Below are 22,388 nucleotides of genomic sequence, written 5' to 3'. Positions count from 1 at the left end.
TACTAATAACAAGTATAAGTAATTCTGGGAGGATATATCATGGAACTATTACAAGGGAAAACATTTGTTGTTATGGGCGTTGCGAACCAAAGAAGTATTGCGTGGGGAATTGCTCGCTCTTTGCATAATGCAGGTGCAAAATTAATATTCACATATGCAGGAGAACGTTTAGAGAGAAACGTTCGTGAATTAGCGGACACGTTAGAAGGACAAGAATCACTTGTATTACCTTGTGATGTAACAAATGATGAAGAACTTACAGCTTGCTTTGAAACAATCAAGCAAGAGGTTGGTACAATTCACGGTGTTGCACACTGTATTGCTTTTGCAAATCGTGATGATTTAAAAGGTGAATTTGTAGATACTTCTCGCGATGGATTTTTACTTGCACAAAATATTAGTGCATTCTCTTTAACAGCTGTAGCAAGAGAAGCGAAGAAAGTAATGACAGAAGGCGGAAATATTTTAACGTTAACATACCTTGGCGGCGAGCGCGTTGTGAAAAACTATAACGTTATGGGTGTTGCGAAAGCTTCATTAGAAGCTAGCGTGAAATATTTGGCTAACGATTTAGGTCAACATGGCATTCGCGTTAACGCTATTTCAGCAGGACCAATTCGTACGTTATCTGCAAAAGGCGTAGGCGACTTTAACTCAATCTTAAGAGAAATTGAGGAGCGCGCACCACTTCGTCGTACAACAACTCCAGAAGAAGTTGGGGATACAGCAGTATTCTTATTCAGTGATTTAGCACGCGGCGTAACAGGAGAAAACATTCACGTTGATTCAGGGTATCATATCCTAGGATAAATATAATAGTAATTTTAAAAGGGCAATCTCTACATGTTGAGATTGTCCTTTTATTTGTTCTTAGAAAGAACGATTTTTAACGAAAGTTCTTACCACGTTATGAATATAACTATAATAGTACACGATTTATTCAGCTACGTATGGAAGTGGGAGGGACGAGTGTGAAGAATAAAAATAAAAGTTCAACAGTTGGAAAACCGTTGTTATATATTGCGCAAGTAAGTTTGGAACTTGCTGCACCGAAAATAAAAAGGATTATCTTAACAAACTTTGAAAATGAGGATCGAAGAGAAGAAAGTAATAGAAATGAAAATGAAAATGAAAATGCTGTAAGTAGTGCTGTGGAAGAGGTAATAGAACAGCAAGAACAAGAACAACAAGAGCAGAAAATAGAAGAAATAGAAGAAGAGGAACAAGTACAAGAACAGCAAGAACCAGTGAGAACAGTCCCGTATAATAAATCATTTAAGGATATGAACAATGAAGAGAAAATTCATTTTTTATTAAACCGCCCTCATTATATTCCGAAAGTAAGGTGCAGAATAAAAACGGCTACCGTTTCTTATATTGGATCAATTATCTCGTATCGTAATGGAATTGTAGCTATTATGCCACCAAATAGTATGAGAGATATTAGGTTATCTATAGAAGACATCAAATCGATTGATATGGCTGGCTTTTAAATATGTAAAGGTGGTAGAAAGCTTCTACCACCCCAATAGTTTTTTAGTTCACTTTATTTATTAGATAGAAACGTCGCGTAAGCACTGGATCGCACAGAAACAGCTTAAATCAACAGTGATGCAAGTAGGTGTTGCTATTAATTTAGCATTTGGTACAGCTAAAAACGTACAAATTGGATTATCTCCAGGCGGTACAGAGGTACCATCACCTAATACTACAGTTAGTACTCTTAGTACAGCGCAGCTATCATCATCTACACTTTCCACACGGAAAATTGGAGATTGGCAGCTAACTAGGCTTGCAGATGGTGCGAAAGCTTCAAAAGGTGTTCCAGCTTTTGTGTATAAAATAAAAGGACGTGTATTTGCTACTGATGCAGTATTGTGTGCACCTAAAAATGGAATTTCACAACCAGATCCACATGTTGTTGTAGAACAATCTTGTAATTCATTGATGAATTTTACAACGTCAACTACACAATGAGAAGAGCTATGGTGTTTATTTTCGTTACAACTCATTAATGTCACTCCTTATCTTCTTGTTTGTATTTACATTAATAAGATATTGGAGTCGAGGAGATTTGGTCACAATCTCAAGACCTTTTTTTTTAAATAGGCGAAAGAAGATAAGGGAAGGTGGAATCATGCTGTTTACAAGTTGGCTTTTATTTTTTATTTTCGCTTTAGCAGCTTTTAGGCTCACTCGTTTAATTGTATATGATAAAATTACAGCTTTTTTGCGAAGACCGTTTATTGACGAATTAGAGATTACAGAGCCGGATGGAAGTGTATCAACTTTTACAAAAGTAAAAGGTAAAGGATTAAGAAAGTGGATTGGTGAATTATTAAGTTGTTATTGGTGTACAGGTGTATGGGTTAGTGCTTTTTTATTAGTTTTATATAATTGGATCCCTATCGTTGCAGAGCCGTTACTTGCATTATTAGCTATTGCAGGTGCAGCAGCAATTATTGAAACGATTACAGGATATTTTATGGGAGAATAACATATTTTTATAATACGAGAGGAAGCGGAGTTTAAAAGAATGAGGGAACGGAAATAAAGAGTTGTTCATATAGTAAATAGACAGAATTGACAGTAGAGGAGATGTTTGCTGTGAGCAATAATCCAAGGCAAAATTCATATGACCTGCAGCAATGGTATCATATACAGCAACAACACCAAGCGCAACAACAGGCGTATCAAGAACAATTACAGCAACAAGGATTTGTGAAGAAAAAAGGATGTAATTGTGGGAAAAAGAAGAACGCAATAAAACACTATGAAGAATGAAACACTCATGTTACTGTGAGTGTTTTTATTATATATATAAAAAGCGGTATTTCAAAAGAGAAATACCGCTTTTTACTAGCTAATTTGTGCAACTGTTAATGCTGCAGCACGGATGTCCACAGTTCCAAGCAGTTCAACTGGTACAATTTGAATTAAGTCACCAGGGTTTAAGTTAATAAGAATAACACCACTGGATACATCTACTTCACCAGTACCAATAACGTTAGATCGAACTGCTGTACCTGATCCAGGAATAATGTTAGCTGGCGTACCTAATGATAAGAAGAAACGACCAGCTTCTGGTGCGGTAGGAACGTTATCGAGACTAATTGTTAATGTATAACTGATTTGATAAATACCAGCTACTTGAATTCGAATGCCATCTCCGACACTTACTGTATTGTTTATTACAGGAACAGTAATATTTGGGTTTGGACTTACGCTAGGTAATAGTAATGGTGTGAATAATGAAGCGAACTGAGGGCCGGAAGCGTTGAAAGCAAAACCGAAGGCAGGTAGTGTACTAGCTGGTTTCGCCTCACAATCAATTTTAGGAAATTCGCAATCAGAAGAGAACATGTTTTTCACTCCTTTATCTGTTTCTACTTTCAGTTAATGAAAAGGACAGGTTCTATGTTCTAGACAAGTTCCCAATTTTATGAAAAATACATAATAATACCTTTTAAGCATGGATTGGGTGGCAGAAAACTCTGCCACCCAATCCATGCTTAAATTAGTATTCAGTTTTATATAGAAACATCACGTAAGCATTGAATAGCGCAGAAGCAACTTAAATCAACAGTAAGACAAGTGGAGCTTGATACGAGTCTTGCATTTGGTACAGCTAAAAACGTACAAATGGGGTCATCCCCAGGTGGTACTGAGGTACCATCACCTAAAACTACAGTCAATACACGCAATACAGCACAGTCATCATCATCTATACTTTCTACGCGGAAAATTGGAGATTGGCAGCTAGTAAGGCTTGCAGATGGTGCAAAGGCTTCAAAAGGTGTTCCTGCTTTTGTGTATAAAATAAAAGGACGTGTATTTGCTACTGATGCATTGTTATGTGCACCTAAAAATGGAACTTCGCAACCAGATCCACATGTTGTCGTGGCACATTCTTGTAGTTCATGTATAAAACGAACGACATTTGATACACAATTGAAATCAAAATCATGTTGATTATCTTCGTTACAATTGCAGCTCATTATGTTCACTCCTTATCGTGAGTTCTGACATACACTATTACAATATGAATGGGATATGGTTGATATTACGTTAATTCTTATGATAAAAACAGGGAATTTATATAGTAGGGATGTACATAATGCAATATGAAAAAAAGACATCCTTATTTAGTGGATGTCTTTTCAGGTAAATCTTTTCGCGCAGTATATAAAAAACGAGAGATATCTAATTTTTTTCCTCTAAAAAATTGCGGAGAGGAAATGTAAAGTTCTTCTTTCGCACGTGTAATGGCGACATAAAGTAGTCGACGTTCTTCTTCTAAAGCTTCAGAAGTCTCTGTAACACGATCATTTGCATCTTTTAAAGAAGAAGTATGAGGGAGAATACCATCGCTCGCTCCAAGTAAAAAGACGCATGGAAATTCAAGACCTTTTGCGTTATGGATAGACATAAGCGAAACAGCATCTTTTTCGGGCATTGTTTTTAATGCTTCCATTTCTTTTTGACCTTGAATTGCTTCATCAATAAATTGTAAGTATGCTGGAATATCGGTGAAACGAGTTGCAGACTCCATTAATTCTTCTAACATTTCTTCTTGTATATCTTTATGCATCGTAAAGGAAGAGCGATCATTACTTTGTAAGTACTCTAAATACTTTCCTTTACCATGAATAATTTCTTTTAATGCTTTTTTCGGTTCTAATTCTTTTATAAATTTAATAAAATCGATACGCTCATTTACCTTTTTCACTTGAAAAGGTTTTAAGCTCGGATTTAATAATAAGAAATGAAGAAGAGAAGGGAAGCGTCCCTCACCATATTTCCATTGTTCACGTTCAATAAATGAAATACAATCATCACGCCCAATATACATCGTTGGTAATATATTTGAAAGTGATTCTAATCGAAACGGTTCAATTACCAGTCTTAAATGATCTAATACAGGCTTAATTAAAGAATGTTCATAAAATGATTGGCTCGCTCCGTGCTTAATAAACGGGATTTTGTGAATGGTAAGCTGATCAAGTAACGAACGGCTTACAGAATGTGTGCGGTACAGTAAACAAAAATCTTTAAAGTTACGTTCGCCGCTATCTACTTTTTCTTGAATGAGCTGCAAAATTTGATTTGCTTCATCAAGAGTCGTAGCAGGTCTTGCGTAAAAAGGTTGTACACCTTCTTCGCGCACAGAATATAGCTCTTTATCAAAACGTTCTTGATTTAGTTTGATAACTTCATTTCCAAGTCCGACGATAAAAGGATTAGATCGATAGTTCGTATTCAGTGCGATAATCGTAGTGTTATCAAATTCTTTTGGAAAAGATAAAATAATTTGGTGACTTGCTCCTCGCCAGCCGTATATCGCTTGGTCGTCATCACCTGCGATAAATAAATTATTTCTTGGCGTGGCTAACAATTTTACGATTTCATATTGTGCATACGATGTATCTTGGAACTCATCTACTTCAATATAGTGGAAACGTTGTTGTAATTGGGTAAGCAAAGGAGCGTTATTTTCTAACATATAATATGTTTCTAATAGGATGTCATCGAAATCAATATAATTATATCGTTGTTTCACTTCTTCAAAACGCTCGTATACTTCTTTAAATTCTTGTTCAACGGGTGTTTTTGCTTTTACATCTTTCGGACGATTCAATTTGTTTTTCTCAAGTGAAATCATAGCCAGCATCGTTTCAGCATCATAATCGTCTTTTAAGCGTAACTCTTTTAAAATTTTCTTTATCATAATTTGCTTATGCTTTTCGTTTGCTAAAATTTGCTGATTATATCCTTGACTACGAAGCAATTTTAAAAAGACAGAGTGGAACGTACCAGCAACAACATAGCTACTTGCTGCACGATTCATACCTGGTAAATTTGCTACACGGTTTCTGATTTCTTCAGCTGCTTTTTGTGTAAATGTAAGTAATAAAATATTTCGCGGATGAACTTGTTTTACATTTACTAAATAACCTACGCGGGTTGTTAAAACAGATGTTTTCCCGCTTCCGGCACCAGCTAATGTAAGAACAGGACCTTCTGTCGTTCGTACGGCTTCTAATTGTTTTTCATTTAAAAAAACATTTTGTTGCTCGAGAGCGCGGAAATACGCCGCATCAGCATCTTCTTCCATAATTAAATGGGTAGATGTTTTCGGAATATGGTATGTTGCACGCGGAATATCAGCGTGTGTTAATGATTTTTGTGAAAATTTTTCTTGTGTCATATATTCACCTTCAAAACTATAGCATCAACATTTAACTTTAGCGGAAGAAAAAGAAAATAGCAATGTAAAAAACAGGAGGGGATACCTCCTGTTTTCAAATTACAATTCTTTTATCATAACGATGTGAGGAATATTTGCTTCCATGAATACATTAGAATTCGTTACATATCCAAGTTTCTTATAGAAATCTTCAGCATGTGTTTGGGCGTGCAGCTTTAATTTTGGTAGCGAATTTTCCTTCGCATACGCTTCAAGTGCATCCATAACAATTTTTCCAATGCCTTTTTTACGATGGGAAGCTAGTACGCAAATGCGTTCCATTTTTCCTATTCCATCCAGTATTCGAAAACGACCAGCACCAACTGGAACATCATTATCATATATAACAACGTGTGTTGAAGTTTCTTCAAATTCATCATACTCTTCTTCAGCAGAAACTTGTTGTTCATTCACAAATACTTGCTTACGTACAGAGAATGCATCTCTTAGTTGTTCGTCCGTTTGTACGATCTGTGCGTGCAAATTAGTTGTTCCCCTTTCCAAGGTGGAATGTTTCGTATACAGTCCATGTTCCATTTTCTAATTGATATAGAAGATGGAAGCGATCAATTGGTTGTTCATAATAGAAATCTTTCATACGTAATCGACCTAATACATCAGCATGCTCTGCATCTGATAAGCCTTGTCCGATTGTTAAATGAGGTACGAAAGCATATTCGCGTTCTTGTGTAAAGAATTCACTATGCATTTCTTCATTTAAGAAAGTAAGTTCAGGTGTTTTTTCTACTTTAAAATAAAGAACATTATTAACAGGTGCGAATGAACCAACTTTTCCGACGTGAAGGGTGAAAGGGTTCGTTTTACTTGCGATTGTATGTAACTCGTTTACAATCGATTCTAAGTGTTCATCTTGCGTCTCAAAGGGTGTTTTCAATGTAATGTGTGGCGGAACTAATGCGTAGTGCGGATCATAACGTTTACGCAATCCGTTCGCTTTATCTTGAATCATTTTAGATGGAAAAATTACAATGCCTAATTTCATGTTCCAATTCCTCCCTTTGTAAGTCTAGTTAGATTTTGAGAAAAACAAATCTCTCTATCTATTATATCAAATTATTCTGAATACTGCTCTTTATTATTTCATTGATAGAATATGAGAGAAAGCTTTCGGTAAATCAGTTTGCCAATATTTCCACGTGTGGTTACCTTCAAACTCCTCGTAATATGTGATGAAATTTCTATCTGTCAGAAGCGTATTAAGCTCACGGTTCGGCCCTACGAAATCAGATACTTGTCCATCCGTGCGCTTTACAGCTGTTTCTTCTGTCCCAATGACGTGATAAAGGTCTAGCGCCTCCGGAGTTTTGAAGTCTTTTGCTAAGTTCATCACTGTTTCATCCACAAATGGTGATTGCATAACGACTTTACCGAATGTATGCGGATACATAAGTGCAGTCATGAAGGAAACTGTTCCGCCAAGAGAATCACCAATTAACACACGACCTTTTCCCATTTGGTACGTTGGATAATTTTCATCGATATATGGTGCAAGTTCATGAGCAAGGAAACGAATATACGCAGCGTTTTTTACGTCATTTGGGAAATATTTTTCTTTACGATCGTGTACATTTCTATATGGAATACCGACAATAATTGTACGGTCAATTTCTTCAGTTTCACGAAGGCGCTCAATTACACGGTGCGCTTTACCAAGCTGAAAATAATCTCTACCATCTTGTGCAATTACAACTGTATGTTTGTGCAGTGGTGTGTAATTTACCGGTAAGTAAACGAGAAGTGTAACATCTTCTTGAAGTGATGCACTATAAAATGAAATTTCTTCAATTCTCCCGATTGTTTGATTCATGTAGATCCCCCTAAATAAAAATTTACTGTAATGATTGTAAGAGCTACGCTTGTAGTGAAAAAGAAAGAAATATTCACTAATAGGTGCTTTCGTTTCTATTTTACCATAATGGTACGAAGAATCTAAAAAATTAGTATTTAAGTTATGAAAGAAAACAGATATAATGAAGTGGGATTTTTGACAGGTGAGAGGGGAGACGGAATTTGAAACAAGAAAGATCGATCGCACTACCATTAGCCATTTCCATTATAGCCATTTCATTCGCAGCAGTTTTTGTAAAGATGTCCTCAGCACCATCTTCCATATTAAGTATGTACCGATTATGGATTATCGTACTTATTATGCTGCCTATCGTTTGGAAAAAACGGGAAGAATTTAGTAAGATTCAACTAAAAGATTGGGGATTTTTAATTGGATCTGGTTTCTTTTTAGCACTTCATTTTCTTTTATGGTTTGAATCTTTAAAGCATACGACAGTTGCTAGTTCGACGATTATTTTAGCGCTTCAACCAATCGTATCTTTAGCTGGAGGTTTTTTCTTATTTAAAGAAAGAACAACATACTCAGCTATTGCAACAATGGGAATTGCGATATTAGGCGTAATGTGTATTGGTTGGGGAGATTTAGGGCTAAGTGAACAAGCAATTTATGGAGATATATTATCCTTTTTAAGTGTAATAGCGGTTGTCGGTTATTTATTTATCGGGCAAACGACAGTAAAGAAAGTATCACACTGGATTTACAGCTTTACAGTTTTTGCATTCGCAGGTATTTTTATGGGGATTTATAATATAGTGTTGCAAGTGCCTTTTACAGGTTATACGAAGTGGGATTGGACCGTTTTTCTTTTACTTGCGGTTGTACCGACAGTATCACACGTCATTAATAATTGGTTATTAAACTACGTAAATGCAACAACAATTTCAATGAGTATTTTAGGAGAACCCGTCGGAGCATCTATACTAGCGTTCTTCTTACTTGGTGAAAGACTAAATGTAATGCAAATTATCGGTAGCATGCTCGTATTGTTTGGTGTATCTGTTTTCTTACTACAGCAACAAAAACGAACAGCAAAAAATGTAGTAAACGAGCCGGCGTATACACAGGAATTATAATGTTAAGAAGAGAAAAGAGAAGTTGTGATACTTCTCTTTTTGTTTTATAGAGATATGGGCGTATAAGGGGGAGGGAAATGGAAGAAATATTAAAGCAGTATATGCAGAACCTTACAACACTAAGTGAAGAAGAGCAGCACATGATCCTCAGTGAATTACAAATTGAAGAATATAAAAAAGGAACAGTGCTCCTAAGGCAAGGAGATGTTCCTTCGAAATGTTATTTTGTATTAAAAGGGTGCATTAGGCAACATTGTATAGATGAAACAGGGAAAGAGGTTACATCAAATTTTTATACAGAAGAACAAGCAATCGTAAATTTTAATCATCATAAACAAGATAAATCATCTCCGCATACGTTAACGTGTTTAGAAGACTGTCTAGTTGTAGTTGGCGACCTGCGTAGTGAAAAGGACATGTACAAGAAATATTCACAATTAGAAGAAATGACACGTCAAATGATTGAATATAATTTCGGTGAGGTACAAGAAGAACTTTCCTTATTTATTGCATCTACACCAGAAGAGCGCTACAAATCATTATTACAAAAACGACCTCATTTAATCAATCGTGTTCCTCAATATCAATTGGCAAGTTATCTAGGTATTACGCCAGAATCATTAAGCAGAATTAAGAAAAGACTCAAACAGTAGCGTTTTTTCCACCTCTAATCAATAGCCATATACTAAATCCGAGTTCACCTGCAATCATTGGCAATTGGAACAGTGTTTGTACGAATGAGATCATCGTATCGTATTGTGAAAACATCGTATTCATGACGTGAATTATGATATAACCGATAGACGCGAAGAATAGTAGTATACTAATCCATTTCGGTATATGTTTAGATAGGAAAGCTACATAACCTAAAACGAAAAGATGTAAACCGAAAATGATTAACCCTACAGACCAAATGTATTCGAATGCACTGAGAGACAACATCACATATGTTTCTGGATTCGCAATCGTACTTCTTGAAAGTAGCAATGCCAATATTAAATTGAATATAGCGATTCCAAGTATCGCTGTATACATAAGACGAAGCAAGGCAGCTAGTAATGAGAGGCTAGTATGAATTGGTTTTAGAAAGAAATAAAGAGCCCACGCGGCGACAATATCAGTAATGAAAATGATAATCCAACCGAAGATTTCCGCTTTGAAAAGTGAATGTGAAGTTTGGATATTATGGAATGTCGCGCTCGCACCTTCTTGTACAACGAGATTTCCATGAACAAAACCGTAAGAGAAAAGTGCAATGAATGCCATAACAAGAAGAGAAAAGCCAGCAAATAAGGCATACTTTCGTTCAGTCATAATAAATCCTCCTATTCTAATGTTGTTTTCATTGTAATAGGGAAAGGGAGGAGATTCATTGACTTAAATCAAGAGAGGGGAAGTGTAGTGGAATTTCCATCAAAAAAAGATATATGGTTATATCCGATTTTTTTCGTTGTCATTGGAGCGTGTTTTGCTCCCATATTTGTAGGGAGAGAGTATTTTCTTTTATTTTTTACAATTCCATTAGCGATATTATTTATTTGGAGTTGGTTTTCGACAAGATATATCGTCGGAGAAGAAACAATTACTATCAAATCTGGTTTCGTTAAAAAGTGCATATTTATACGGGATATAAAACAAATTTCAAATACGAAAAATCCAGTAGCAGCTCATGCCTTATCATTTGATCGACTTGAAATTATTTATGGATCACATCAAACAGAAATTATTTCTCCTAAAGATAAAGAGCAATTCATCAATCTCGTTACAAATAAAAATTCACATATTGAAACAAAGTAAAAGAGTGGCTACGAAGCCACTCTTTTACTTTGGATTTGTCATATAAGGTTGTACATGAATCATGCATAGGTCACGGAACTTTCCTTCAGCAGTTGTGACAATTACGACTGCTCTTCCTGCACTTTTTCCAGTAATCGTTACTGTATCACCTTTTGGATACATTGTGATAACATCAGCATTCATATTTGTCCAAATAAGTTCTTTATTCGTCGCTTGCATTGGTAAAACGGAAGCTGATAACTCAGTGCTTTGTCCAGTTCTTACTTTTAACTTATTTTTTTCCATATGAACACCGATGACTGAAATAACAGAAGGAGCAATTGAAATTTTAGGTGGATTAGGTTGTATGTTTAAACAAGACGCAGAAGTATTTGTGATAGGTGAAAATTTTCGTGTTTGTTGTTGCTGGAAAGCTGCTAACATGTTGGAGTCCCCTTTCTGTATAAGTGCTGATACTCATACTATAAAGGAGTAGTGTTATGTTAAATTTAACGAAACATAAAGAATTTGTTAAATTTGAGAAGAAGATTGTCGAACTTTGATAAAAAGAAAGCTCTGCTGATACGATAACAGCAGAGCTTTCCCTTTATAGATTATGACTATGTTGTTTTTCGAAATCCTCAAATTGTTCTTCAACTTCTTTTGAAGGTTGTGTTAGTAAACTAACAATTACGATTACTAGTAAACTAATAGTGAAACCAGGAATCATTTCATATAAGAATTCTTTTAAGAATTCGAATTGAGTCCAAATAATTACTGTAGCGGCACCAGAAATCATACCAGCAAGTGCGCCCCACTTCGTCATACGTTTCCAATATAAGCTTAATAAAATAGCAGGTCCGAATGAAGAACCAAATCCAGCCCAAGCGTATCCAACAAGAGCTAAAATCGTATCATTTTGTTTAAACGCTAATGCGCCCCCAACTAATGCAATAACAAGTACAGCCATACGACCGACAAATACAAGTTCTTTATCAGAAGCAGAACGTTTAAAGAAGGTACGATATAAATCTTCTGTTATAGCACTAGAAGTAACGAGTAACTGAGATGAAATTGTACTCATAACCGCTGCTAAAATAGCTGCTAATAAAAATCCAGTAATAAGTGGATGGAATAAAATAGTGCCAAGTTCAACGAAAATCGTTTCTGGATCAGAAAGTTTTAAACCTGCTTTTGAATAGTATGCAATACCGATAAGGCCAGTAAACATAGCTCCGACAACAGAGAAAATCATCCAGCTCATACCAATACGTCGTGCGCTTTTAATTTCTTTTACAGAAGAAATCGCCATAAAGCGTACGATAATATGTGGTTGTCCAACATAACCAAGGCCCCATGCAAACAATGAAATAATTCCTAATACAGAAGTACCTTTAAAAATATCTAATAATGCCGGATCGATAGATTTAATTGTTTCAAATGCTGGACCAAGTCCATTTACGTGCATAATTGTTACGACTGGAACAAGAATAAGAGCGACTACCATAATAATTCCTTGCACGAAGTCTGTCCAACTTACAGCTAAAAATCCACCAAATAATGTGTAAGCTACGACAACTCCACCAACGATAAGAAGACCAACATGGTAATTGAGTCCAAATGAATTTTCAAATAATACAGCGCCAGAGACAAATCCTGAAGCTACATAAAACGTGAAAAATATCATAATAACAAGTCCAGATACTAGGCGTAGCATATGGGATTTGTCGTGGAAACGGTGTTCCAAAAATTCTGGGATCGTAATAGAGTTGTTTGCAATTTCAGAGTAGGTACGTAAGCGAGGAGCGACATAGATCCAGTTTGCGTATGCGCCTAATGTTAGGCCGATCGCAATCCAACTACTACTTAATCCAACGCTAAACATTGCACCGGGTAAGCCCATTAAAAGCCAACCACTCATATCAGCTGCTCCAGCACTTAATGCTGTTACTGCGGGGCCTAGTGTACGCCCGCCAAGCATATAATCTGTTAAGTTGGACGTTCGTTTATAGGCGAAATAGCCAATTACTAACATCCCGAGCATGTAAATAGAGATAGAAGTTAAAGTTAACATCTGCGTACTCATGTAGTTCCCCTTCCTTTTGTCATGTCTTTTGATGCGTTATGCATATTTATAATCTATCATGATTATTCTGAAAAATCCATACAGAAATACGAATTTTCAGAAATGTAAGCGTTTTTTGACATCGTTTTACTTTTTTAATATATAATATTCATGCAAAAAACCTTATTTTTAATAGAGTATTTATTATATTTACATAAAAAGAGGTTGTTTTGTCAATATAATATTGAAAGGAGAGAAAAATAAAATTCTTTTAAAAGTATTGACTTATGAAAAAAGTTAGGTCTATAATGAGTGCAACTTAAAAAAATGCAAGCGTTGATGAAGAAGAGTACACATGATGAACATGTCAGAGAGCTGATGGTTGGTGCGAATCAGTATGGGATTGATGTGGAATGGGCTTCGGAGCTTCCAAACCGAAACGAAAGAAGTAGGCTTTGGCGACATGATCTCATCGATACAAGAGACACGTATTGTTTTTGATACGGTAAAGTGCGTTACGTTTGTAACGAATTAAGGTGGCACCACGGGAGTACCCGTCCTTTCTATAGGATGAGTACTCCCTTTTTGTGTACAAAAAATTAAATAAATGAAATCGTTTAAGTAAGAAGAGTACGTATATTGGAGACGTTACAGAGAGCCGGGGATAGGTGGGAGCCCGGTGCGGTGCCATATACGGAATGGGCTTACGAGAGGTATGCTGAACAATTATTTCAGTAGGCAACCCGGGTTCCGCCGTTACAAGGATAAGGTATATATTTTGTACCTGAACAAAGCGGGATGCTTTTGTATCCAACATGAGGTGGTACCACGGTAAATTTATCGTCCTCTACATATTTTCGATATGTAGAGGACTTTTTTTATTTTTCAGATTGAGGTGAAAGGCATGATGACAAAAGAGGAATTTATGAAGCAAAAAGAAAAGGGAAGAACATTTTTAGTAATCGCTGAAGAAGAAGGAGATAGCATTACGCCAATTTCTTTATATAGACGTATGAAGGGAAAGAAAAAGTTTTTATTAGAAAGCTCCCAGCTTCATCAAGATAAAGGGCGCTATTCTTACTTAGGATATAATCCATATGGCGAAATGAAAAGCGTTGGTACGGAAGTGGAACGAACGATTTACGGTCAAACAGAAAAGCTGCAAGGTAACGTACTACAAGTGTTAGAAGAAGAAACCCGGTCAGCACACGTAGACAGTCCATTTCCATTTTGCGGAGGAGCAGTTGGTTATATTGGTTATGACGTCATTCGGCAGTATGAAAACATTGGCGCAGATTTACACGATCCATTGAATATTCCAGAGGTACACCTTTTACTGTACCGTGAGTTTATCGTGTATGACCACTTACGCCAAAAATTATCATTTGTATATGTATGCAGGGAAGACGATTCAGCTTCTTATGAAGAAGTATATGAAAGATTGCAAGTATACAAAGAGGAAGTGCTGAAGGGAGAAGAAGCCGAAGTAACTGAAATAAGATCAACATTGTCATTCACTTCTTCTATAACGGAAAAAGAGTTTTGCGTGATGGTAGAAACGGCGAAAGAATACATTCGAGCCGGGGACATATTCCAAGTCGTATTATCTCAGCGTTTGCAAAGTGAATGTATTGGTGATCCATTCGCGTTATATCGAAAACTTCGAATTGCAAATCCGTCACCATATATGTTCTATATCGATTTTCAAGATTATGTTGTACTCGGTTCATCGCCGGAAAGTTTGTTATCGGTAAGAGAGGATAAAGTGATGACGAATCCAATTGCGGGTACGAGGCCGAGAGGGAAAACGAAGCAGGAAGATGAGGAGATTGAAAAAGAACTGTTAGAAAATGAGAAAGAGCGAGCGGAGCATATGATGCTTGTGGATCTTGGAAGAAATGATATAGGTAGAGTGAGTGAAATTGGCTCAGTTACGATAGATAAATATATGAAAGTAGAGAAATACTCTCACGTTATGCACATTGTATCTGAAGTTTACGGAACATTACGAAAAAAGATGAGTGGATTTGATGCATTAGCGTATTGCCTACCAGCAGGAACAGTGTCAGGTGCTCCGAAAATTAGAGCGATGGAAATTATAAATGAGCTAGAGAATGAAAAAAGAAATGTATACGCGGGTGCAGTTGGATACGTTAGTTTTTCAGGGAATCTTGATATGGCGCTTGCGATTCGAACGATGGTCGTCAAGGATGAAAAAGCATACGTTCAGGCAGGAGCGGGAATTGTTTATGATTCAGACCCAGTAGCTGAATATGAAGAAACGTTAAATAAAGCTAGAGCACTATTGGAGGTAATGAAATGATTGTACTAATTGATAATTATGATTCATTCACATATAACTTGTATCAACTGTTAGGCGAATATGAAGAAGATATTATTGTCGTAAGGAATGATCAAATAACGATAGAACAGCTAGAAGGGATGGATCCAACAGGAATTGTACTTTCACCAGGACCAGGAAAACCAGAGGATGCTGGTATTTGTATCGAAGTGATTCGTCATTTTTATAAGAACGTTCCCATATTAGGTATTTGCCTTGGCCATCAGGCGATTATATCAGCATTTGGAGGAGACATTGTAAGAGCAGAACGTATTAAACACGGAAAAACATCCCGTGTGAAACATAACGGAACGTCAATTTTTTCATACGTTACCCAGCCGTTAACAGCGATGCGTTACCATTCCCTTGTTGCAGCGCAAACGAGTTTGCCACAGTGTTTTGACATACTAGCGACAGCGATGGATGACGGAGAAATTATGGCAGTTCGTCACAATTATTATCCGCTATTCGGATTACAGTTTCATCCGGAATCAATCGCGACAGAAGAAGGCGGAAAGTTAATACGTGCCTTTTTAACAGAAGTGAAGGAGGAGGAAAGAGTATGAATAACTATCTTCGTAAATTAGTGGAGGGACAACATTTAACAGAAGAGGAGATGTATAGAGCAGGGCTTCTTTTATTAAATGAAAACATATTGGAAAGTGAAATTGCAGCCTTCTTAGTCTTACTAAAAGCGAAAGGTGAAACGGCAGAAGAAATATACGGTCTCGTTCGAGCTCTTCGTGAAAAGGCATTACCGTTTTCGAACCATATACAAGGAGCAATGGACAATTGCGGGACGGGTGGTGATGGTGCCCAAACGTTTAATATTAGTACAACATCGGCATTTGTACTGGCAGGAGCTGGCGTAAAGGTTGCAAAACACGGTAACCGAGCTGTTTCTAGTAAAACAGGAAGTGCAGATTTATTAGAAGAACTCGGTGTAAATATTAGTAGTACGCCAAACGAAATTGATTATTTATTAGAGCATGTCGGCATTGCATTTTTATTCGCACCAGCGATGCATCCGGCACTAAGGCGCATTATGAAAATAAGAAAAGAATTAAATGTACCGACGATCTTTAATTTAATTGGCCCTTTAACAAATCCGGTGAATTTAGAAACACAATTTGTTGGCATTTATAAACGAGATATGTTACTACCAGTTGCGCAAGTATTACAGAAACTAGGCAGAAAACAAGCGCTTGTCGTAAACGGAAGTGGATTTTTAGATGAAGCATCATTACAAGGAGAGAATCATGTTGTCATTTTAAAAGATAATGAAATAGTAGAAACGAGTATTGAACCTGAGAAATATGGTTTCTCAATAGTAAAAAACGAAGAGATTAGAGGCGGAGATTCGAAAGAAAATGTAAAGATTACGCTTGGCGTGTTAAGCGGAGAAAAGAGTGTCTACCGCGATACTGTTTTATTAAATGCAGGTCTAGCTCTTTTCGCAAATGGAAAAGCAGAAACGATTGAAGAAGGAATTACACTAGCGGCACATAGTATTGACTCTGGAAAAGCATTAGCCAAACTAAACTTATTAATTGCAGCAAGTCATGAAAAATTAGAAAGGGTGAATTAAAGTGGGGACGATTTTAGACAAAATTGTAGACCAAAAGAAAAAGGAAGTTGCGGCATTATATGAAACATATACACCATTAAAAGAAAGTAGAAAGACACATTCACTTGTAGAAGCATTACAGCAGTTTACTGTCATTGCAGAAGTAAAGCGAGCATCACCATCAAAAGGAGATATCAATTTACACGTTGATGTACGAAAACAAGTAAAAACATATGAAGACTGCGGCGCAGGAGCAGTTTCTGTTTTAACAGACGGTCAATTTTTTAAAGGGTCGTTTCATGATTTACAAACGGCAAGAGTAGAAAGTAACATTCCGCTTTTATGTAAAGATTTCATAATCGATACGATTCAAATTGATAGAGCGTATGAAGCTGGCGCAGATATTATTTTACTAATCGTAGCGGCGTTAACGAAAGAGAAGTTAAAAGAGTTGTATAGCTACGTAATAGAAAAAGGGTTAGAAGCAATAGTTGAAGTTCATGATGAACAGGAATTAGAAATTGCGATCCAATTAAATCCGCACGTTATCGGTATTAATAACCGTAATTTAAAAACATTCGAAGTCGATTTAAGCCAAACAGAAAAGCTTGGGAAACGATTAAACGAGGAGAAATTACTTTGGATTAGTGAAAGCGGGATTCATTCAAAAGAAGATATTATTCGTGTCAAACGAGCTGGAGCGAAAGGTGTATTAGTTGGAGAAGCACTTATGACATCATCTTCTATTCGTACCTTTTTTGAAGATTGTAAGGTGAACATATGAAAGTGAAAATTTGCGGGATCACTGATGTTGAAACGGCAAAACGTGCTTGTGAATATGGAGCTGATGCAATTGGATTTGTTTTTGCAGAGAGTAAGCGGAAAATCACTCCAAGGCTAGCGAAAGAAATCATTCAGGAGATTCCAGCAACCGTATTAAAAATCGGTGTTTTCGTAAATGAATCAGTAGAAGAGATCCAGAAAATTGCAGATGAATGCGGGTTAACGCATGTGCAACTACATGGGGATGAAGATAATCATCAAATCAGAAGATTGAATATTCCGTCTATAAAATCACTCGGAGTAACTTCAGAGGACGATATGAAAAACGCTCAAACATATGAAACGGATTATATATTGTTTGATAGTCCGAAAGAAAAGTTTCACGGAGGAAATGGAAAGACATTTTCCTGGGAACTACTTGTGCATATGCCAAAAGAATTGCGAGAGAAAACGATATTAGCTGGTGGATTAAACGCTCTTAATATAGAAGAAGCGATTCGAGCTATTCAGCCATACATGGTCGATGTAAGTAGCGGAGTAGAGACAGAAGGAAAGAAAGATATAAAGAAAATAAAACAATTTATTATAAAAGCAAAGGAGTGTTCCAAATGAACTACGCATATCCAGATGAAAAAGGTCACTACGGTATATACGGGGGACGATACGTTCCAGAAACGTTAATGCAATCTGTATTAGAACTAGAAGAAGCATATAAAGAGGCGATGCAAGATGAAGCGTTTCAAAAGGAATTAAATCATTATTTAACAACGTACGTCGGAAGAGAAACACCGCTTTATTTCGCTGAAAATATGACGAAGTATTGCGGCGGTGCAAAGATTTATTTAAAACGTGAAGATTTGAACCATACAGGAGCTCATAAAATTAATAATACAATCGGTCAGGCACTACTTGCAGTACGAATGGGCAAGAAAAAAGTTGTCGCTGAAACAGGAGCAGGACAACACGGAGTGGCAACCGCTACTGTATGTGCCCTACTCGGATTAGAATGCGTCATCTTTATGGGAGAAGAAGATGTGAGACGTCAAAAATTAAATGTGTTCCGAATGGAATTACTCGGAGCGAAAGTAGAAAGTGTAGCAGCAGGTAGCGGCACATTAAAAGATGCGGTGAACGAGGCGCTTCGCTACTGGGTTTCACATGTGCACGATACGCACTACATTATGGGATCTGTTCTCGGACCGCATCCATTCCCGCAAATTGTTCGTGATTTCCAAAGTGTAATTGGGAACGAAACGAAAAAACAATATGAAGCGTTAGAAGGGAAATTACCAGAAGCAGTCGTTGCTTGTATTGGCGGTGGTAGTAATGCGATGGGCATGTTTTATCCGTTCGTACACGATGAAGAAGTTGCTCTTTACGGCGTCGAAGCAGCTGGAAAAGGCGTTCATACAGAAAAGCACGCAGCGACTTTAACGAAAGGAAGCGTTGGCGTTTTACACGGATCGATGATGTACCTTCTGCAAAATGAAGAAGGACAAATTCAAGAAGCTCATTCTATTTCAGCAGGACTCGACTACCCGGGTGTTGGGCCAGAACATAGCTTGCTAAAAGATATTGGCCGCGTTTCTTATCATTCCATTACTGATGATGAAGCGTTAGAAGCATTTCAATTATTAACGAAAAAAGAAGGGATTATTCCGGCTTTAGAAAGCTCGCATGCTGTCGCATATGCATTAAAATTAGCGCCGCAAATGAAGAAAGAAGAAGGACTTGTCATTTGCTTATCTGGCCGTGGTGATAAAGATGTAGAGAGTATAAAACGTTATATGGAAGAGGTGTAAAAAATGGGAGTAGAAAAAATTACAGCAGCGTTTGAAAATGGTAAGAAAGCATTTATTCCGTACGTAATGGGCGGAGATGGTGGCCTTGAAAAATTAAAAGAAAGAATTCGTTTTTTAGACGAAGCAGGAGCAAGCATCGTTGAAATCGGTATTCCGTTTTCAGATCCAGTCGCAGACGGTCCAACGATTCAAAGAGCAGGGAAAAGAGCGCTAGATAGCGGCGTAACAGTAAAAGGCATTTTTCAAGCATTAATAGAGGTAAGGAAAGAAGTACAAATTCCATTCGTACTCATGACATATTTAAATCCAGTACTCGCATTCGGAAAAGAACGATTTATCGAAAACTGTATAGAAGCAGGGGTAGACGGTATGATCGTTCCGGATTTACCGTATGAAGAACAAAATATTATTGCACCGTTACTTCGAGAGGCAAACATTGCGCTAATTCCACTCGTTACAGTAACGAGCCCAATTGAGCGAATCGAAAAAATTACGAGTGAATCAGAAGGATTCGTCTACGCCGTTACAGTAGCGGGCGTAACAGGAGTACGTCAAAACTTTAAAGGTGAGATTCATAGTTACTTAGAAAAAGTAAAATCCCATACACATTTACCGGTCGTGGCAGGGTTCGGTATTTCAACAAAGGAACATGTAGAAGAAATGATTACAATATGTGATGGAGTTGTCGTTGGAAGTAAAGTCATTGAGCTGTTAGAAAATGAAAAGCGAGAAGAAATATGTGAATTAATACAGGCAACAAAACAAAAAGAAGAGGCATAAGTCTCTTCTTTTTGTTTTACGTAATAAATGTTAAAATATACAGAAAATACATATAACTTAGAGGGTGAGAAAGCATGCTAAGACGGAAACTACTATATCTTCTTTTAACTGTACCACTATACGCTTGGCTCATTAGCATGACGAAAATAGAGGTGATGGCTCTATTTTTAGGATATGTATTCATTTTTTCCAACTTAAATCGTATTCAAGAGCAATCTATTTTAGAAATATGTATATTTTCGATTAGTATAGAACTATTTAGTATCGTTTCGATTGTATTATTAAACGAATTATTTCGCTGGATCCATTCATTTGAATTAATGAAATTTGGAAATGTTGTATTGCAAGTAATATGTGCTTATATTGTGTTTGTTGTGTTAGACAAAATAATCAGGCAGCAGAGCGTTTTTCAGGATAAAAGAAAATGGGAGTGAAAGGAGCCGTTTGGCTCCTTTTTTGAATCTGTTATAAAAACAATTGAAAAATATGAAATCTGTTATATAATAGTTAAAAATTGTATTTTTAATGAAAAGAGATGATAACATGGCCATATTGTTGGCACTTATCCCAATTATGATGATTTTTATTTGTTTATTTTTATTTAAACAAACGTCGTTACGGTCCTCGTTAATTGCTTACGTTGTGTCTGTTGGAATCGTTTTACTCTCGCCAACGTTTCAATTAGGGATAAGTGAAACTGTGCGCGCAACGATTAAAGGTTGGTTAATTTGTTTTATTGTCGGGTACGTTTTGTTTTTCGGTATTTTTTTATTTCACCTCATGAACAAAATGGGGTACATCGATCAAGTAGCGCGTTTTTTAGAAGAAGTGACGCACGATCGTTTATTACAAATGCTCCTTATGTGTTTTGGTATTTGCCCACTAATTGAATCAGTAAGTGGATTCGGAATTGGTTTCATGGTTGCAGCACCTATCTTTCTCTCATTAGGCTATAAACCGTTTCAAGCTGTACTACTTTCATTTATTGGTTTACTAGCTAGTTCATGGGGCGCAATGGCAACTGGTACGATTATCGGTTCGCAGCTTATAAATATGCCGCTTACAACACTTGGCACAAATACGGCACTACTAAGCATTCCGATGTTTGTTTATTTCGTCATTCTTTCTTTGCACGTTGTTGGTGGCTGGCAGGCCGTTATGGAAAAGTGGAAGGAAGGATTTGGTTTCTTTCTATTATTCTCTCTCGGAATCTATCTTTCTAACGCATACGTAAGTGTTGAACTAGCCGGTATATTAAGTTCTATCGTTACAATTACATTTGGCTTTCTTATCATTAAAGTAAAAGGGAAAAATGAACAAAATCTAATAACAGAACATGCTGCGGCAACGGAGAGAGAAGTATCTATTATAAAAATTATTAGCCCTTATATATTCTTAACCGTTTGTATTTTACTTTCTCGCCTCGTTCCTGCATTACATGACTTGTCCAGATCATATGCAGTCCTTGATTTAAAATCATACTCTTACAAATTAGAAATGCTGTATTCACCAGGATTTTGGCTCGGTATGACTTGCTTATTTACTATTATTTTCTTCCGCATTCCATCTCATACTATTAAACAATCACTCTCGCAAACGATAAAACAATGGATTCCATTTGCTATTACAACGACAATGTTTATCGCCATTTCAGAACTAATGGGTGCATCTGGCATGCATTCATTACTGGCAAAAACAGCTGGTGAAACATTCGGTACATTTTTCGTTTTCGTTGCTCCGTTCATCGGTGGAATCGGTGGCTTTTTAACAGGTAGTAACGCAGGATCAAATGCGATGTTTATAAAACTACAAATGCAAACGGCGCAAAACGTAGCACTTCCGTGGCAATACGTCACAACATTGCAAAACACCGCATCATCGGTAGCGACAATCGCTTGCCCGTCAAGGATTACACTTGGCGCTTACTTATGTAACATCCCGTATCGTGAAAATGAACTATTAAAGAAGACGACGTTAATGATTTTTGGTGCGGTGTTACTTGTAGTGGTAGAGGTTATTTTTTGGTATATGTTGAGAAATTAAAAATCCTCCTAACATAGGAGGATTTTTTTTATGGTTGGATA

Annotated in this window: 26 protein-coding genes and 2 other annotated features; of the genes, 16 read left to right on the top strand and 10 right to left on the bottom strand. The window is 36.8% G+C overall.

Going from position 1 to position 22,388, the window contains the following annotated elements; genetic code table 11:
• The first annotated feature begins 39 nt into the window (after positions 1–39).
• Together fabI and MR113_RS16415 are read left to right on the top strand one after the other, a co-directional pair.
• Positions 40–810 (top strand): enoyl-ACP reductase FabI, encoded by a 771-nt coding sequence (gene fabI / locus MR113_RS16420; RefSeq protein WP_000421885.1) that lies wholly within the window; start codon positions 40–42, stop codon positions 808–810.
• A 140-nt stretch (positions 811–950) separates the two neighbouring features.
• Positions 951–1,493, top strand: a complete 543-nt coding sequence (locus MR113_RS16415; protein ID WP_242255557.1) for a CotO family spore coat protein — start codon at positions 951–953, stop codon at positions 1,491–1,493.
• A 60-nt stretch (positions 1,494–1,553) separates the two neighbouring features.
• Here MR113_RS16415 and exsY read toward each other — a convergent pair whose 3' ends face one another.
• Positions 1,554–2,012 carry an exosporium assembly protein ExsY gene (gene exsY / locus MR113_RS16410; protein ID WP_098499954.1) on the bottom strand — a complete coding sequence of 153 codons (459 nt, stop codon included), beginning with the start codon at positions 2,010–2,012 and terminating at the stop codon, positions 1,554–1,556.
• A gap of 125 nt (positions 2,013–2,137) precedes the next feature.
• Here exsY and MR113_RS16405 point away from each other — a divergent pair, with 125 nt between their 5' ends.
• Together MR113_RS16405 and MR113_RS16400 are read left to right on the top strand one after the other, a co-directional pair.
• On the top strand, positions 2,138–2,497 hold the full coding sequence (locus MR113_RS16405) for a DUF1360 domain-containing protein (RefSeq protein ID WP_000899662.1): 360 nt from the start codon (positions 2,138–2,140) through the stop codon (positions 2,495–2,497).
• A gap of 101 nt (positions 2,498–2,598) precedes the next feature.
• A complete protein-coding gene (locus MR113_RS16400; protein WP_242255555.1) occupies positions 2,599–2,784 on the top strand; it encodes a cytochrome C oxidase subunit III in 186 nt (61 codons plus the stop codon).
• 75 nt (positions 2,785–2,859) lie between these two features.
• Here MR113_RS16400 and exsF read toward each other — a convergent pair whose 3' ends face one another.
• The 6 genes from exsF to MR113_RS16370 form a co-directional block, all read right to left on the bottom strand.
• Positions 2,860–3,363, bottom strand: coding sequence for an exosporium protein ExsF (gene exsF / locus MR113_RS16395; RefSeq protein ID WP_073517525.1), 504 nt, complete (start codon positions 3,361–3,363; stop codon positions 2,860–2,862).
• A gap of 167 nt (positions 3,364–3,530) precedes the next feature.
• Positions 3,531–3,998 carry a spore coat protein CotY gene (gene cotY / locus MR113_RS16390; protein WP_061678757.1) on the bottom strand — a complete coding sequence of 156 codons (468 nt, stop codon included), beginning with the start codon at positions 3,996–3,998 and terminating at the stop codon, positions 3,531–3,533.
• 143 nt (positions 3,999–4,141) lie between these two features.
• A complete protein-coding gene (locus MR113_RS16385) occupies positions 4,142–6,208 on the bottom strand; it encodes an ATP-dependent helicase (protein WP_242255553.1) in 2,067 nt (688 codons plus the stop codon).
• 99 nt (positions 6,209–6,307) lie between these two features.
• Complete coding sequence (locus MR113_RS16380; RefSeq protein ID WP_073517523.1) at positions 6,308–6,730, bottom strand: GNAT family N-acetyltransferase; 423 nt, start codon at positions 6,728–6,730, stop codon at positions 6,308–6,310.
• Between the two features lies 1 nt (position 6,731).
• On the bottom strand, positions 6,732–7,250 hold the full coding sequence (locus tag MR113_RS16375) for a YjcG family protein (protein WP_242255551.1): 519 nt from the start codon (positions 7,248–7,250) through the stop codon (positions 6,732–6,734).
• 93 nt (positions 7,251–7,343) lie between these two features.
• Entirely contained in the window at positions 7,344–8,075 is a 732-nt protein-coding gene (locus tag MR113_RS16370; RefSeq protein WP_242255549.1) for an alpha/beta hydrolase, read from the bottom strand.
• 203 nt (positions 8,076–8,278) lie between these two features.
• Here MR113_RS16370 and MR113_RS16365 point away from each other — a divergent pair, with 203 nt between their 5' ends.
• Positions 8,279–9,190, top strand: coding sequence for a DMT family transporter (locus MR113_RS16365; protein ID WP_242255548.1), 912 nt, complete (start codon positions 8,279–8,281; stop codon positions 9,188–9,190).
• A gap of 77 nt (positions 9,191–9,267) precedes the next feature.
• Positions 9,268–9,843 carry a Crp/Fnr family transcriptional regulator gene (locus tag MR113_RS16360; RefSeq protein ID WP_242255546.1) on the top strand — a complete coding sequence of 192 codons (576 nt, stop codon included), beginning with the start codon at positions 9,268–9,270 and terminating at the stop codon, positions 9,841–9,843.
• Here MR113_RS16360 and MR113_RS16355 read toward each other — a convergent pair.
• Positions 9,833–10,504 carry a DUF4386 domain-containing protein gene (locus MR113_RS16355; RefSeq protein WP_242255544.1) on the bottom strand — a complete coding sequence of 224 codons (672 nt, stop codon included), beginning with the start codon at positions 10,502–10,504 and terminating at the stop codon, positions 9,833–9,835. The two genes, MR113_RS16360 and MR113_RS16355, sit on opposite strands and share 11 nt — an antisense overlap.
• Positions 10,505–10,591: 87 nt before the next feature.
• On the opposite strand from MR113_RS16355, the gene MR113_RS16350 reads away from it, so the two are divergent.
• Positions 10,592–10,987 carry a PH domain-containing protein gene (locus MR113_RS16350; RefSeq protein ID WP_242255539.1) on the top strand — a complete coding sequence of 132 codons (396 nt, stop codon included), beginning with the start codon at positions 10,592–10,594 and terminating at the stop codon, positions 10,985–10,987.
• Positions 10,988–11,011: 24 nt separating this feature from the next.
• Here the strand turns inward: MR113_RS16350 and MR113_RS16345 are convergent, their stop codons facing one another.
• Both MR113_RS16345 and putP read right to left on the bottom strand, forming a co-directional pair.
• The gene (locus tag MR113_RS16345) at positions 11,012–11,410 is read right to left on the bottom strand and encodes an Ig-like domain-containing protein (RefSeq protein WP_242255538.1); all 399 of its coding nucleotides are present in this window, start codon (positions 11,408–11,410) and stop codon (positions 11,012–11,014) included.
• 163 nt (positions 11,411–11,573) lie between these two features.
• Positions 11,574–13,052, bottom strand: a complete 1,479-nt coding sequence (gene putP, locus MR113_RS16340; protein ID WP_242255537.1) for a sodium/proline symporter PutP — start codon at positions 13,050–13,052, stop codon at positions 11,574–11,576.
• Between the two features lie 306 nt (positions 13,053–13,358).
• Positions 13,359–13,596, top strand: a binding site (T-box leader).
• 42 nt (positions 13,597–13,638) lie between these two features.
• Positions 13,639–13,882 (top strand) — a binding site (T-box leader).
• Between the two features lie 53 nt (positions 13,883–13,935).
• Here putP and trpE point away from each other — a divergent pair.
• The 9 genes from trpE to MR113_RS16295 all read left to right on the top strand — a co-directional run bounded on the left by trpE (position 13,936) and on the right by MR113_RS16295 (position 22,347).
• Positions 13,936–15,354 (top strand): anthranilate synthase component I, encoded by a 1,419-nt coding sequence (gene trpE, locus MR113_RS16335; RefSeq protein ID WP_242255536.1) that lies wholly within the window; start codon positions 13,936–13,938, stop codon positions 15,352–15,354.
• A complete protein-coding gene (locus MR113_RS16330) occupies positions 15,351–15,938 on the top strand; it encodes an aminodeoxychorismate/anthranilate synthase component II (RefSeq protein WP_242255535.1) in 588 nt (195 codons plus the stop codon). Before trpE ends, MR113_RS16330 begins: the two co-directional genes overlap by 4 nt.
• Positions 15,935–16,960, top strand: a complete 1,026-nt coding sequence (gene trpD, locus MR113_RS16325; RefSeq protein WP_242255533.1) for an anthranilate phosphoribosyltransferase — start codon at positions 15,935–15,937, stop codon at positions 16,958–16,960. The genes MR113_RS16330 and trpD overlap by 4 nt, the downstream gene beginning before the upstream one ends.
• 1 nt (position 16,961) lies before the next feature.
• Positions 16,962–17,723, top strand: a complete 762-nt coding sequence (gene trpC / locus MR113_RS16320) for an indole-3-glycerol phosphate synthase TrpC (RefSeq protein ID WP_242255531.1) — start codon at positions 16,962–16,964, stop codon at positions 17,721–17,723.
• A complete protein-coding gene (locus MR113_RS16315) occupies positions 17,720–18,334 on the top strand; it encodes a phosphoribosylanthranilate isomerase (RefSeq protein WP_242255529.1) in 615 nt (204 codons plus the stop codon). The genes trpC and MR113_RS16315 overlap by 4 nt, the downstream gene beginning before the upstream one ends.
• Positions 18,331–19,524 (top strand): tryptophan synthase subunit beta, encoded by a 1,194-nt coding sequence (trpB, locus tag MR113_RS16310; protein WP_097816632.1) that lies wholly within the window; start codon positions 18,331–18,333, stop codon positions 19,522–19,524. The genes MR113_RS16315 and trpB overlap by 4 nt, the downstream gene beginning before the upstream one ends.
• Before the next feature lie 3 nt (positions 19,525–19,527).
• Positions 19,528–20,304 carry a tryptophan synthase subunit alpha gene (trpA, locus tag MR113_RS16305; RefSeq protein WP_061678772.1) on the top strand — a complete coding sequence of 259 codons (777 nt, stop codon included), beginning with the start codon at positions 19,528–19,530 and terminating at the stop codon, positions 20,302–20,304.
• A 74-nt stretch (positions 20,305–20,378) separates the two neighbouring features.
• Entirely contained in the window at positions 20,379–20,738 is a 360-nt protein-coding gene (locus MR113_RS16300; protein WP_242255527.1) for a DUF4029 domain-containing protein, read from the top strand.
• A gap of 109 nt (positions 20,739–20,847) precedes the next feature.
• Positions 20,848–22,347, top strand: coding sequence for an L-lactate permease (locus MR113_RS16295; protein WP_242255526.1), 1,500 nt, complete (start codon positions 20,848–20,850; stop codon positions 22,345–22,347).
• Positions 22,348–22,388 lie beyond the last annotated feature (41 nt).

The sequence above is a fragment of the Bacillus cereus group sp. BfR-BA-01379 genome (assembly GCF_022663605.1).
Classification (GTDB): Bacteria; Bacillota; Bacilli; order Bacillales; family Bacillaceae_G; genus Bacillus_A; species Bacillus_A mobilis.
Note: the sequence above shows the minus strand (reverse complement) of the source record. Positions and strands in the feature narration are given on the sequence as shown.

Bases quoted from the DNA above. Each gene is read 5' to 3' on its own strand.
- fabI (WP_000421885.1), top strand. From the start codon at position 40: ATGGAACTATTACAAGGGAAAACATTTGTTGTTATGGGCGTTGCGAAC.
- MR113_RS16415 (WP_242255557.1), top strand. From the start codon at position 951: ATGGAAGTGGGAGGGACGAGTGTGAAGAATAAAAATAAAAGTTCAACA.
- exsY (WP_098499954.1), bottom strand. From the start codon at position 2,012: ATGAGTTGTAACGAAAATAAACACCATAGCTCTTCTCATTGTGTAGTT.
- MR113_RS16405 (WP_000899662.1), top strand. From the start codon at position 2,138: ATGCTGTTTACAAGTTGGCTTTTATTTTTTATTTTCGCTTTAGCAGCT.
- MR113_RS16400 (WP_242255555.1), top strand. From the start codon at position 2,599: ATGTTTGCTGTGAGCAATAATCCAAGGCAAAATTCATATGACCTGCAG.
- exsF (WP_073517525.1), bottom strand. From the start codon at position 3,363: ATGTTCTCTTCTGATTGCGAATTTCCTAAAATTGATTGTGAGGCGAAA.
- cotY (WP_061678757.1), bottom strand. From the start codon at position 3,998: ATGAGCTGCAATTGTAACGAAGATAATCAACATGATTTTGATTTCAAT.
- MR113_RS16385 (WP_242255553.1), bottom strand. From the start codon at position 6,208: ATGACACAAGAAAAATTTTCACAAAAATCATTAACACACGCTGATATT.
- MR113_RS16375 (WP_242255551.1), bottom strand. From the start codon at position 7,250: ATGAAATTAGGCATTGTAATTTTTCCATCTAAAATGATTCAAGATAAA.
- MR113_RS16370 (WP_242255549.1), bottom strand. From the start codon at position 8,075: ATGAATCAAACAATCGGGAGAATTGAAGAAATTTCATTTTATAGTGCA.
- MR113_RS16360 (WP_242255546.1), top strand. From the start codon at position 9,268: ATGGAAGAAATATTAAAGCAGTATATGCAGAACCTTACAACACTAAGT.
- MR113_RS16355 (WP_242255544.1), bottom strand. From the start codon at position 10,504: ATGACTGAACGAAAGTATGCCTTATTTGCTGGCTTTTCTCTTCTTGTT.
- MR113_RS16345 (WP_242255538.1), bottom strand. From the start codon at position 11,410: ATGTTAGCAGCTTTCCAGCAACAACAAACACGAAAATTTTCACCTATC.
- putP (WP_242255537.1), bottom strand. From the start codon at position 13,052: ATGAGTACGCAGATGTTAACTTTAACTTCTATCTCTATTTACATGCTC.
- trpE (WP_242255536.1), top strand. From the start codon at position 13,936: ATGATGACAAAAGAGGAATTTATGAAGCAAAAAGAAAAGGGAAGAACA.
- MR113_RS16330 (WP_242255535.1), top strand. From the start codon at position 15,351: ATGATTGTACTAATTGATAATTATGATTCATTCACATATAACTTGTAT.
- trpD (WP_242255533.1), top strand. From the start codon at position 15,935: ATGAATAACTATCTTCGTAAATTAGTGGAGGGACAACATTTAACAGAA.
- MR113_RS16315 (WP_242255529.1), top strand. From the start codon at position 17,720: ATGAAAGTGAAAATTTGCGGGATCACTGATGTTGAAACGGCAAAACGT.
- trpB (WP_097816632.1), top strand. From the start codon at position 18,331: ATGAACTACGCATATCCAGATGAAAAAGGTCACTACGGTATATACGGG.
- trpA (WP_061678772.1), top strand. From the start codon at position 19,528: ATGGGAGTAGAAAAAATTACAGCAGCGTTTGAAAATGGTAAGAAAGCA.
- MR113_RS16300 (WP_242255527.1), top strand. From the start codon at position 20,379: ATGCTAAGACGGAAACTACTATATCTTCTTTTAACTGTACCACTATAC.
- MR113_RS16295 (WP_242255526.1), top strand. From the start codon at position 20,848: ATGGCCATATTGTTGGCACTTATCCCAATTATGATGATTTTTATTTGT.